13 protein-coding genes are annotated in these 11,560 nt (G+C 37.9%); 10 read left to right on the top strand and 3 right to left on the bottom strand.

Annotated features, from left to right (window positions below):
* The 8 genes from AVJ19_RS19110 to AVJ19_RS19075 form a co-directional block, all read left to right on the top strand.
* The coding region (locus tag AVJ19_RS19110; protein ID WP_213067264.1) for a pentapeptide repeat-containing protein at positions 1-448 on the top strand (448 nt) is incomplete at its 5' end.
* A 153-nt stretch (positions 449-601) separates the two neighbouring features.
* Positions 602-1,066: a hypothetical protein gene (locus tag AVJ19_RS19105; protein ID WP_111861174.1), complete on the top strand. Its 465-nt coding sequence runs from the start codon at positions 602-604 to the stop codon at positions 1,064-1,066.
* A complete protein-coding gene (locus AVJ19_RS19100; protein ID WP_111861173.1) occupies positions 1,066-1,257 on the top strand; it encodes a hypothetical protein in 192 nt (63 codons plus the stop codon). The genes AVJ19_RS19105 and AVJ19_RS19100 overlap by 1 nt, the downstream gene beginning before the upstream one ends.
* Before the next feature lie 11 nt (positions 1,258-1,268).
* A complete protein-coding gene (locus tag AVJ19_RS19095; RefSeq protein WP_111861172.1) occupies positions 1,269-1,622 on the top strand; it encodes a hypothetical protein in 354 nt (117 codons plus the stop codon).
* A gap of 86 nt (positions 1,623-1,708) precedes the next feature.
* Positions 1,709-2,053, top strand: a complete 345-nt coding sequence (locus AVJ19_RS19090) for a hypothetical protein (protein WP_111861171.1) — start codon at positions 1,709-1,711, stop codon at positions 2,051-2,053.
* A complete protein-coding gene (locus AVJ19_RS19085; RefSeq protein ID WP_111861170.1) occupies positions 2,053-2,382 on the top strand; it encodes a hypothetical protein in 330 nt (109 codons plus the stop codon). Before AVJ19_RS19090 ends, AVJ19_RS19085 begins: the two co-directional genes overlap by 1 nt.
* The gene (locus AVJ19_RS19080) at positions 2,375-2,575 is read left to right on the top strand and encodes a hypothetical protein (protein ID WP_111861169.1); all 201 of its coding nucleotides are present in this window, start codon (positions 2,375-2,377) and stop codon (positions 2,573-2,575) included. Before AVJ19_RS19085 ends, AVJ19_RS19080 begins: the two co-directional genes overlap by 8 nt.
* On the top strand, positions 2,562-2,840 hold the full coding sequence (locus tag AVJ19_RS19075) for a hypothetical protein (protein ID WP_228203407.1): 279 nt from the start codon (positions 2,562-2,564) through the stop codon (positions 2,838-2,840). Before AVJ19_RS19080 ends, AVJ19_RS19075 begins: the two co-directional genes overlap by 14 nt.
* 203 nt (positions 2,841-3,043) lie before the next feature.
* Here the strand turns inward: AVJ19_RS19075 and AVJ19_RS19065 are convergent, their stop codons facing one another.
* The 3 genes from AVJ19_RS19065 to AVJ19_RS19055 all read right to left on the bottom strand — a co-directional run bounded on the left by AVJ19_RS19065 (position 3,044) and on the right by AVJ19_RS19055 (position 9,211).
* The gene (locus tag AVJ19_RS19065) at positions 3,044-4,246 is read right to left on the bottom strand and encodes a tyrosine-type recombinase/integrase (protein WP_111861168.1); all 1,203 of its coding nucleotides are present in this window, start codon (positions 4,244-4,246) and stop codon (positions 3,044-3,046) included.
* 497 nt (positions 4,247-4,743) lie between these two features.
* Positions 4,744-6,813 carry an EAL domain-containing protein gene (locus AVJ19_RS19060; protein ID WP_111861167.1) on the bottom strand — a complete coding sequence of 690 codons (2,070 nt, stop codon included), beginning with the start codon at positions 6,811-6,813 and terminating at the stop codon, positions 4,744-4,746.
* A 217-nt stretch (positions 6,814-7,030) separates the two neighbouring features.
* The gene (locus AVJ19_RS19055) at positions 7,031-9,211 is read right to left on the bottom strand and encodes a carboxy terminal-processing peptidase (RefSeq protein WP_111861166.1); all 2,181 of its coding nucleotides are present in this window, start codon (positions 9,209-9,211) and stop codon (positions 7,031-7,033) included.
* Between the two features lie 194 nt (positions 9,212-9,405).
* Between AVJ19_RS19055 and nagZ the strand changes: the two genes are divergently transcribed.
* Entirely contained in the window at positions 9,406-10,425 is a 1,020-nt protein-coding gene (gene nagZ, locus AVJ19_RS19050; RefSeq protein ID WP_111861165.1) for a beta-N-acetylhexosaminidase, read from the top strand.
* A gap of 153 nt (positions 10,426-10,578) precedes the next feature.
* The gene (locus tag AVJ19_RS19045; RefSeq protein WP_111861164.1) at positions 10,579-11,427 is read left to right on the top strand and encodes a class I SAM-dependent methyltransferase; all 849 of its coding nucleotides are present in this window, start codon (positions 10,579-10,581) and stop codon (positions 11,425-11,427) included.
* Positions 11,428-11,560 lie beyond the last annotated feature (133 nt).

Raw genomic sequence — 11,560 nt, 5'->3', positions numbered from 1 at the left:
CTGGAACACTGGCGACCGCAACACTGGCTACTGGAACACTGGCGACCGCAACACTGGCTACTGGAACACTGGCGACTGCAACACTGGCGACTGGAACACTACAAATTTCAGCAATGGCTTCTTTAATACAGAAGAAGTTGAAATTATTAATGTTTTTGACAAGCCGTGCATGAAGTCGGTGTGGGATGAGGCAAATAAACCAAGCTGCTTATATTTTTCTTTAACTAAATGGATTTATGAATCTGCAATGTCAGATGTGGAAAAACAAGAAAATCCTAGTTTTTCATGCACTGGTGGTTATTTGAAAAAATATGACTACAAAGAAGCTTTTACAAAATCTGTAACAGAGGCATCAAAAGAAGATCGTGATTTGATTCGAGCACTACCGAATTTTAACAATGAAAAATTCTTAGAAATTTCAGGCGTTGATCTAAGTCAACTTGATTAATAGCAGGCATTAAAAAGCCCTCTTACTCACTAAGAGGGCTAGCGTAAACACTTGCAAGTCTACAGAGCTAATTATTACACAACCTGCCGGGTTAGAAAAGTCATATTTAGCTTAAACATAAACAACTCAGATGAGAAATGAGCGAGATCAATTATGAATGCAAAACTAAATTCCATCAACCCCACTGTTACACATCGTGTACAGCCAATGGGTTATTTAAAAGTAGCTGCTTTATCTGGCTTATTCGCCTTGGGTGCTATTTATTTGGCTTACGATCAAAAAGCCACTGAATACAAACCGCCTCTAGCAACCGAATACATTCCTTCAACTTATGCCGTACAAACCGTTGAAATTACTTCACTCAGCACAGGTTACGCTGTGATTCAACTTAACGAATTTACCGTGAAGTTCCCTTTTAGTTATGAAACGAGTCCCGATAGCAACGGCGTACCAGGTTATGGATTCACTGCTGTAGAGATTACAGGACTCGGTGAAATGACTGTTCTTGATGAAAATGGCAATCCATATCTCGACTTCACCGACCAAATCGACCACCGCCAATTTAATAATTTGCTCGTTGGTTTTATTGAAAAAAATCATTTGGTGGAGGCGATCTGATGGAAAACCCTCTAATTCTCGAAATGAATTTAACTGAAGCGCAAGCAATGGCATTGGCTCAGTTGGTTAAACGTATTTCATACCGTGAGCTTTGTACAAATGCTTCAAGTGATTCTGAAGCTGATCGTATGCATGAAGCTGTTGCTGAATTGCAAGATGCGTTGGCACGCATCGGTTATGCACCACGATAGGAGCTGAGCAAATGACTATTTCTACTCAAAAACCTGTCTACTTCTGTCAATTCGACAGTGATGTAGAGAAAGGTGCACGCTACCGTGTGGGTATTGAAAAGCCCACATTTTATATTCTAAAGCGGAAAGACAGAGAAGATCGTACGCTAAGTGGCTTCTTGAGAAATTACGATTTATATCGCGAATATCCAAATACGCTTTATAAAATCCAAGATAACCAAGTTTCGGAAAAGCTGAATAAAATGCTGACTAAAGCAATTACAGCGAAATCCAGCTCTGATTATTGCGATGCATTGGCTGCATCAGGTCACTTCTCATCACCTGAATATAAAAAGTGGAAGCGTGCAAGACGCGGAATGCATTAGCACACTATCTATAACCCTATTCTAATAAAAGAATAGGCTCAAAAATCAGTGTAATTATTTATTTTAATAGAAGATTGGGTGAAGTGATGGAAGTTAATCAATTAAAACCTGCGGAAATTGTTCGTGATGAAATAGGCGCTTGGTCACACCCTGCATACATTGCTTATTTAGACAAATATCATGCAGATGAAGAGTTAATATCTAAGAAAGACTGGGATGAGATGCTTCGGTATTTCAATATTGAGACAGTAATCTTCTTTTTGGAAAGCTCTGTTTCTGGCGATGATTGGGAAATCATGATGGATGAATGTGATATTTCAAAATGGAACCCAATTGCACCAAATGGATTTTTCTTAATTGATATTCACTTTGGCGAAGATGATGCTTATGCAATTTTTGCGCGTGAAATTCGTGAAGTTGAGGTGGCGTGATGGATATTCAAAACCCTGAAAAAATTGAAATCGAAGGCTTACAAACAATTCATAAGCTTTGTAAATTTGGTGCAGACCACAACATGGAAGGCTGTTCTTTTACAGAGATTGTTGAACGAATGTTTGATGAGCTATCCAAAACCCAAGCCATTCCTGAAGGTTTTGTTTTGGTGCCGAAAGAGCCGACAAAGGGGATGATTGCACACATAACAAACACGCCAATTGAAGTGAATTTACTTTGCGATCATGCAGATGTTTTTCTCTCTGAAGAGGAGGTTTATATAGCATACAAAGCAATGATCGAAGCACAGGAGCAAGGGCATGATTAAAGCTGAAGTGGTCTTTGAAGATGATTACATAGTCTGCAATGGTAAGCACATTTGGTTTTACGCGGAGTGTGGGCATTTCGCTGTTGGCGTTGCTGATGAGAATAGTGATGACGGTGGTGAAATGGAGGAGCTTTTCGCATCACAAGAACAAGCTGTTCAGTACTGTTTGGAGCAAGGGCATGATGGGCTTTGACTTAAATCAAATTGAACTTGTAATGACTTGCTATGCTTGCCCTGAGCAATACAATGCTTTCCACAATGGTAAGCAAGTTGGCTATCTTCGTTTGCGCCATGGTTGTTTTAGTGTTGATTACCCTGATCATTTTGGTGATGAAATTTTCTACTCAGAAGAAATGCAAGGCGATGGCATGTTTGAAGATGGTGAGCGTGAACATTTCTTAATGAAAGCAAAAGAAGCAATTGTGAAAAAGATGAAAGAAGAAAAGGAGGAAGGTTGATGGCTTACTTGACATCAAATGAACTATGTAAGCGCTTAAATAGTTCAAAAGCACGTTATGGCGTTGGCAACAAGCAACACAGAAGCTATTTAAAGAGCCTCTTCCTCCACCCGTTAAAAGCTCAAATGGCTCACCAAGTCTATGGGATGAAAATGAAATTAAAGAATGGGAATTAAAGTACTTTAGAAACAACGAAAGTCTGACTAATTAGTCAGACTTTCTAATTTATCCCACCATTTTTTATAAGCTTTTGCCATTTCTTCCTGATAGTCATAATAATCATAAGTTGCCTGTTCTCCAGGCATAACATGACCCACCATAAGCTCAGCAATATCACGGCTTGTAAACGCTGAAAAATTTGTCCGTGCTGTTCTGCGTAAATCATGAAATGACCAGTGTTTCATCTCAATACCCATTCTTCTGCGTGCATACTGCATGAAATTATAAGGCATATCAGTTGGACCGCTACGACCCATTGGTTCGTTAGATTTTGCATTGGGGAATATGTAGTCTGAATTACTTAGATCCATTGCAGCCTGAAGCCAAGGCTTAATTTCCTCAATAATAGGACGCACAATGCTACGCTTACTTTCTTCACCCGTTTTATGATTTTCGGGCGGTACGGTCCACGTATTGTTTTTAAAATCAAAATGCGATTTAAGCGCAATTCTTAACTCGCTATATCGGTTGCCATAAAACAAACATAATTTGAAAAACAACACATTTTTAAGAGATGTTTTTGAATGATCACTTACTCCCAAAATCAAAGAAACTTCGTCATCAGACAATACACGAACCGTCCTATTCTTTTTGATATTTAAATCAAGCTTTCCGGATATATGACGAATTGGATTGAGCTCAATTAGTTTTCGATTAATTCCCCAATTTAGGCACTGTTTTGTGTTTGCAAGAATACGATCAGTAATTGACTCCGATCCTTCAACATGAGCTTCGAGCAGATCTAGCCAGTGGTGCAATGTAATTTGATCACACGGCAGACTTCCCACTTTTGGAAAAACATAAAGTTCAAAGGATCTTAAAATTTGATGATGCGATTTTTTATTTTGCATCACGTATTTTTTATACCAATCTCGAAATAACTCTTCAAAAGTAACTGCTTCAGTAATCTTATGAATTTCTATTTTTTTATGAACTCGTGGATCATACCCCGTTTCCAAGACTGCTTTCATTTTTTGCAATTCAGCACGTGCATCTTTCAAACTTATATTTGGGTATGAACCCAAGTCTAAGCGAACTTGCTTACCAGCGTACCTATACCGCATTTGGAAAGTGATTTTCCCTTTTGGTGTAACTCGGACACTTAACCCATCTTGATCAGTTTCAATATGCAAATCTGCACGTTCTTTGCCTAAGTTTTTTTTAAGCCAAGTGTCTGTTAAAGGCATGTCGCAAATACCTGTGTACATAAATTATTTAGATAATGTGTACAAATAAAATTATGTACACCCATGTGTACACATTTCTTGTGACTTGGCTTGAAATTGCTTGCAATCGGTTGAAATGGGTACAAAGGGGATAATAACTGTATTTTTATTTATTTTCAGTAGTTGAGGTGATTTTTTTGAAACAGGTTGAAATGGGTTGAAATGGCATGAAAGGAAGTCAAGTATTTGGGTGCGAAATGATCGCGAAAGTTCTACGAGCCGCAACTTCTTTGGCTAATTGGTCTTTAAACATAAACTAAATCTTAAATTGGCACACAAATTTGTACACACCAGCAAATGGCTGTGTTCTGTGTGTGAGAAATAAATTAAAAATTGGCGTAATTGTATATGAATACGTAAAGGTCTGCGAATAAATTAGGCATATTTCATCTCGACAAAGCTTTTTATTTACCAAGGATCTTGCATTTCAGTACAGCAAAGATCATGAGATTTTCTAATTATGTCACAGCAAAATATTTCTTTTCTAAGCATTTTATAGGCATCGGTTTTCCGAGTAAGAATCCTTGTAATTGCTGACAACCTAAACGTTTTAAAATCTCAGCCTGATGTTCAGTTTCAACGCCTTCAGCTGTCACAATCAAACCTAGTCGAATTGCCAAATGGATAATACTTTCCAAAATAATTTCATCTTTAGAGCCTTCACACAAGTTACGAATAAACTCACGGTCTATTTTTAACTCATCTACAGGTAAATTTTTCAAATACAAAAAGCTTGAATGCCCTGTTCCAAAATCATCAATCGCCAACAAGATTCCTAACGCTCTTAAGCGTTCAAAAGTAAGGATGCTTTTTTCAATATGGTGCATTGCTGTCGATTCAGTAATCTCAACAATCAGCTCTTTAGGTTGGATTTGATACTTTTTAATTAATTGATCCAATATCGAAATCAGATGTTTATGTTCAAATTGCATCACCGACAAATTCACAGCAATTTGGCAAAATGGAAAACCTTTTTCACGCCATGCTTGTAGTTGTATACATGCTTGCTCAAGCGCCCAATACCCCATGCCTATAATTAAACCTGTTTGCTCAGCCGCCTCAATAAATTTATTTGGTGCAAGTAAGCCCAAACTTGGGTGCTGCCAACGGATCAACGCTTCAGCCCCACAAATTTTATAATCTGCTGTAAATTTTGCCTGATAATATAAAACAAACTGCTGTTCTTCGACTGCACGATACAAATCATTAATTAGCTTAGATTGATGACGATGCTGAAAATATTGATCTGAACTTACATTGTAAATACTAAATGTATTGCGTCCTTGCTCTTTGGCAAGCATTTTTGCAGTATCGGCATGAATTAACAAATCTTGTAAACTTTGACCATGATCAGGATAAAGCACGATGCCTAAACTGGCTGAGATATTAATTTGTTTATTTTCAATTAAAAAGCGTTGTTGAATTTTTTCTAAAATATTTTCTGCGATATTTTCCAGTTGTATTTCATTAATTTGCGGCAAAATAATTAAAAACTCATCCCCTCCTAGTCGCAGTAAAGTTTGATCTTGTTTTAAAACACTTTGTAACCTTTCTGCCAATGCCACCAATAAATCATCGCCTACCTGATGCCCAAAATTATCATTTACAGCTTTAAAAAAATCTAAATCTAAATAAATTAAAGCAAATTTTTGATGGGTCGCTGCATAGCGCTGAAATAATTGTTGAATATGTTCTTCTAAAAATAAACGATTAGGTAACTTTGTCAGATTATCTTGTAAAGCCAAATCCTCAAGTTCTTTATTGGCTTGTAAGAGTTGTAAATTACGTTCTTCTAACCTACGTTCCAACACTGCAACACTGAATGCAGAAACCAAAATTAAACTGGTCACAAAAATAATGGTTAATAGTAATAGTCCTTGTCCACCATGCACATGATGTGTTGTGTGTAATAAATCCCCCATAGCATAAAAAGTTGCAGCCGCCATACCTGTGTAATGCATTCCGATAATGCTTATAGCACTCATCACTGAAATGGCGATTTTATAGATCGTTTTATGTTTGAAAGTATTTTTATATTTAAATGTCAGCCAAAAGGATAAGCCTGCTCCACTAATCGCAATTAAAACAGAAAACACAACCAGTAAAATATTATAGTGAATTTCTTGATCAGGAATTTGTAAGCCCATCATCCCAACATAGTGCATACCCGAAATACCCGAACCCATCAACACAGCCCCCAACACTAAACGAACGATGGGTAAAGTTTTCTGGGTGGTTAGCCAAATAGCAAAGGTTGAAGCAAGTGCAGCGATGATATAAGAAATTATTGTTAATACAGGATCAAAAGCATAGCCTACAGGCAAATTGTAAGCCAACATTCCCACAAAATGCATTGCCCAAATTGCAAAACCAAAGACCATCCCACTCAAGCAAAGTATCATTTTTTGTATACGGGGTGTCCGTGAAACAAATATGAGTTGTTCTAATGATATAGCTGCGTAACAGATGAATACTGCAACACATGCAGACCCTATTACGAGACTACTGTCATAACTCATATAATGCATAAAAATTATCTTCCAATAGAGAACCTATTATTTTTATAAAACCCCCAAATTTCTACAATGTAAAACTGTGTGAAGGTTCACCTTTTAAAGAATAAGAAATATATGGTTAAAATAGCATTATCTTATTGAAGGTCAAGTTATTCTTAATTTTTTAGACAAGAAAAAAGCATATCGAAATATGCTTTTTATATTTGATTAACATAGTATTTAGTAAGGCTTATTTTTTTAGCTTTGCAAGATCCATCAATACATGTGCCGCCTCAGTCACAAAAGTTTCCTCTTCTGGTAATGCAGGTCGCTTATTGGCTTTCATTTTTGCACGAGATTCAGCCAATGCATCAAGAGAAGCTTGGTAACTCTCCCAATTTGCATAAGGCTTTAAACCTGTTTCTGTACGGCGCTTGTTTTCTGCTGCCAAAGTTCTTAACTCGAGAGTATTAAGTTCAGCTTTACGCTTTTCAATATCTAATACCACTTGCTTTTGATCTTTGGTTTGCTGTGAAATGGCTTTACGCTCAGCCAAGTATTGGAACTGAGGATCAGCACCTACACGTACTTTTGATAAATCTGATAACTGTTGTACATAAGGCTGAATCGACCCTTCACGCTTAAATGGTGCAGTTGGAATCGTATCCCATTTCAAAGCATTTTTTGCTTTGCGTTCACCAAACTCTTCGTCGTAAATATCGACCAATTTAATGTCTGGAATCACACCTTTATTTTGGGTACTTCCACCTGTAATTCGATAGAATTTACGTTGTGTTAAGGTTGCTTGACCATATGCCAAACTGTCAAGTTGAACCTGTGCTGTTCCTTTTCCTGTTGTTGTACTACCCAAGACCACGCCACGATCATAATCTTGGATAGCAGCAGAATAAATCTCACTTGCAGATGCAGATGCCAAATTAATGAGCACTGCCAATGGACCTGCATAAGTCTGCGCACCACCATCAGTATCTTCAAATACGCTGACTGAACCATTACCATCACGAATTTGAACCACTGGACCCTCTTTCACCACTTGTCCAATCATTTTCGCAACCTCTTCTAGCGAACCACCTGGGTTATTACGTAGGTCAATAATAATCCCTTCTACCTTCTCATTCGCCAAAGACTGCAAGGCTTTATTGGTATCTTCTGCGACTGAACGATATTCATTGCCTGCACGACGTGCACGATAGTTTAAATAGAACGATGGAATTTCGATTACACCAAACTTATGCTTTGCTCCATCACGTATCACTTCCACCGTACGTGAACGCACACCTGCATCTTCTTCTTGAATCACATCACGAGTCAATGTCACAGCACGTGCTTGATTCATCGAAGCACCTGCACCTAACAATTTAATGGTCACTTTGGTACCACGTTTACCCCGAATTAACCCGACAATTTCCGAACTCGGCCAACCAATGACATCAATCATTTTATCGCCATCTTGTGCCACACCAATGATACGATCACCTGATTTCACCTGACCAGATTTACTCGCAGGACCACCTTCTACGATAGTTTCAATCTTAGTGTAATCTTCATTACTGCGCTCAGGACGAATCGACACCCCGATTCCCTCAAGCTGCAACGTCGTTTGACGATTCAATTCAATCGCATCTAAAGGTGGAAAATAATTACTGTGCGGATCATAAGTCAATGTCATTGAATTTAAGATTTTCTCAAGGACATCATCACTTTTCACACGCCCCATGCGCTCTAACTGGCGGGTATAACGCTTGGTTAATGTTTGTACAGGTGTTAAATCTTCAGAAGCCGTAAGATCTTGTCCATTTGCCAAAGAAGGATCATCTTTCAGCGCTTTTTGTTTCGCCTGTTCTTCTTGTTTGGTAATGGTTAAATTAATGAGCTGAGATACCAACATTTTATTCCAGTACTGCTCTTGCTCAGCTTTACTGTTAAAAAATGGTGATTTTTCACGATCCGTTTCAATATAAACATCAGGCTGATTAAGATTTTGTGGCTTTTTCAGCTCAGCCAACATATAGGTATAAAACTCTTTTAAACGTGTTCTATACTGCGCATGAATCGCATACGCACCTGTCAAATCTCCTGCTTTTAAAGCAGCACCCAATGATGCACCATATTGCTTTTTATACTGTTCAACTTCAGGGGCTAAAAATAGCGAATGATCTGGATCTAAGCTGTCCACATACATATCTAAAATACGCGCAGATGTATTTGCATCCAAACGCATATTGAGATAATGCTGACGATCCACCAAAGTGGCTAACTGGCGTGTCACCAAAGCTTGTTCTTTGGTTGGAACAATAGAAGTCGAAACAGCAACAGTCTCTGTTGCTGCCATCGCCTCTGTTATAGCATGGTTAAAAAATAAACCACCTGTTGCAAGAGCAACTGCACATGCGATTGTTTGAAGTTTCATAAATTTTGTGTACTTCCTTGGATTTACCAATTTCAGCGCTGTTTTTTAAATGAATTCATGCAATTCAAAATCTTAAACAACTTTATCTGTTTATATCGTGTAGTTTTAGCATAATCTGTACGGACAAAATGTAGCAAATCATTGCAAAATTCGGTTATTGTTTCTTTTTTAAATAAATACAATTCGGATTTCGTATGATTGGCGCATTGATGCTTGACATTGCAGGCACAGAACTTACTCAAGAAGATATTGAACTATTACGTGCTCCGCAAGTCGGTGGCATGATTTTATTTTCAAGAAATATCCAATCTCCTACTCAAGTACGCAAGCTTACCGATCACATGCGTCAAATTCGCCCAGACATTTTAATTGCTGTTGACCAAGAAGGTGGTCGTGTACAACGTCTAAAACAAGGCTTTACATTATTACCTGCGATGGGGCATTTTGGCGAACTTTACTTAAATGCGCCTGAAAAAGCACTCGACTTGGCTGAAAAATGTGGTTGGCTGATGGCGACTGAAGTTTTAGCGGTTGGCATTGACTTTAGCTTTGCACCTGTTTTAGATATCAATGCCATCAGTGATGTGATTGGTGATCGTGCATTTGCCAAAAATGTACAGGACATTGTACCGCTTGCCAGCGCATTTATGAAAGGCATGCAACGTGCAGGCATGGCAACTACAGGTAAACACTTCCCAGGTCATGGTTCAGTCAAAGCTGACTCACATGTTGCCGCAGCAATTGATTCACGTCATTATGATGAAATCTACCAAAATGACATGCAAAGTTTTATTAAACTGCAAGCTCAGCTTGATGCCTTGATGCCTGCTCATGTCATTTATGAAAATGTTGATCCAAATCCTGCGGGCTTCTCCCCGTATTGGATTCAAAAAGTATTACGTCAAGAATTAAAATTTGATGGCGTACTGTTCTCGGATGACTTAAGCATGCAAGCGGCATGTGTTGCAGGTGGTGCAGATGCACGGATCAAAGCTGCATTAGATGCAGGTTGTGATATGGGCTTGGTCTGCAATAACCGTGAATCGGCATGTACAGCTTTAATAGGTATTGAAAATTTACCTCTACCGAATCAAGAACGCCTTGAACGTATGCGTGGTAAAATTCCAAATATTCAGATTGCTGAACAATTTGATTTAGGTGAAGAATGGCAATCTGTCAAAAAAGTCATTGAAGAATTTAAGAATTCACTTTAAAAAGATGAACACCCCCTCCTTTTTAAAGGAGGGTTGGGGAGGATTTAAACGAAAGGATTAAATAAAATTAATTTTATACACTCTTTTGAATCATCATTTTTAATCACTGTAGAATAAATTCCAAATTAGAAAAAAAGAATGTTAAGGATAACCATGACTGACCAAGCCCTATCAAAGCACCGCCATATCTCATTTACCGCCCACTATACGGGATATATTTGGTATCAAATGGGAATATCCCATCCACTCCTTGCGACCTCAAAAGGTAAATCTTTAGCTTTTATTGCCAATCCAGTCGAAACATGGGCAGAAAAATATGTTGGTGGCAGTATGCGCACCACCTTAAAAGAGCGTCATATCATGTTGGATGACACACTTAAACAATTGATCGAGCGCTATCCTAACCTACAAGTTTTGGAAATTGCCGCAGGATTATCACCACGCGGTTGGTGGTTTAGAGAACATTTCCCACAAATTGATTATCGTGAATTAGACTTGCCTGACATGGCAAAAACCAAACAAACTGCATTAAAACAAATCAATATGGCAAGCCCTGATGTGCTATCGGTTGATTTATTTACTGAAGATTTTAAAAATGCTTTTGCAGTATTTGATCCCAAGCGACCTTTGGTCATCATTAGTGAAGGCTTAATTAATTATTTTGAAAAAGAATTATTACAACAATTATTAAAATCAATTGTGCATTATGGACAAGATTTTTCAGTCTTACACTACTTAACTGATATTTATCCTGAGCCTGTTAAAAACAAACTTGCTACCGTCATTTGGAACAGTAGCAAATTGCTTAAAGTGGTTTCTCGTAGTGCATTTAGTTTTCATTTTCAAACCCCAAAAGAAGTTCGAGATTTTTTCCAAACCGCAGGGTTTAAACAGGTTGAGGTGATTCAACCGAGTGTATATTTTCCAGAAAAGCAGAATAAAAATGCGCATCCTGAAGAACATTTAGGTGATTTGGTTTGGATGATTCATGCTGAAAAATAGTGAATTTTAGACATAAAAAAATCAGTCGCAATGGACTTAATGCCAGTCAGTTAAGCAAAATTATTTGAAAAATTCCTAAAATCTCCCCTAACCCCTCTTTGAAAAAGAGGGGAACTTCTTGTAACTAAAATAA

Source organism: Acinetobacter sp. CFCC 10889, from assembly GCF_003268395.1.
Taxonomy (GTDB): domain Bacteria; phylum Pseudomonadota; class Gammaproteobacteria; order Pseudomonadales; family Moraxellaceae; genus Acinetobacter.
Note: the sequence above shows the minus strand (reverse complement) of the source record. Positions and strands in the feature narration are given on the sequence as shown.

Coding starts and splice junctions, on each gene's coding strand:
- AVJ19_RS19105 (WP_111861174.1), top strand. CDS start 602: ATGAATGCAAAACTAAATTCCATCAACCCCACTGTTACACATCGTGTA.
- AVJ19_RS19100 (WP_111861173.1), top strand. CDS start 1,066: ATGGAAAACCCTCTAATTCTCGAAATGAATTTAACTGAAGCGCAAGCA.
- AVJ19_RS19095 (WP_111861172.1), top strand. CDS start 1,269: ATGACTATTTCTACTCAAAAACCTGTCTACTTCTGTCAATTCGACAGT.
- AVJ19_RS19090 (WP_111861171.1), top strand. CDS start 1,709: ATGGAAGTTAATCAATTAAAACCTGCGGAAATTGTTCGTGATGAAATA.
- AVJ19_RS19085 (WP_111861170.1), top strand. CDS start 2,053: ATGGATATTCAAAACCCTGAAAAAATTGAAATCGAAGGCTTACAAACA.
- AVJ19_RS19080 (WP_111861169.1), top strand. CDS start 2,375: ATGATTAAAGCTGAAGTGGTCTTTGAAGATGATTACATAGTCTGCAAT.
- AVJ19_RS19075 (WP_228203407.1), top strand. CDS start 2,562: ATGATGGGCTTTGACTTAAATCAAATTGAACTTGTAATGACTTGCTAT.
- AVJ19_RS19065 (WP_111861168.1), bottom strand. CDS start 4,246: ATGCCTTTAACAGACACTTGGCTTAAAAAAAACTTAGGCAAAGAACGT.
- AVJ19_RS19060 (WP_111861167.1), bottom strand. CDS start 6,813: ATGCATTATATGAGTTATGACAGTAGTCTCGTAATAGGGTCTGCATGT.
- AVJ19_RS19055 (WP_111861166.1), bottom strand. CDS start 9,211: ATGAAACTTCAAACAATCGCATGTGCAGTTGCTCTTGCAACAGGTGGT.
- nagZ (WP_111861165.1), top strand. CDS start 9,406: ATGATTGGCGCATTGATGCTTGACATTGCAGGCACAGAACTTACTCAA.
- AVJ19_RS19045 (WP_111861164.1), top strand. CDS start 10,579: ATGACTGACCAAGCCCTATCAAAGCACCGCCATATCTCATTTACCGCC.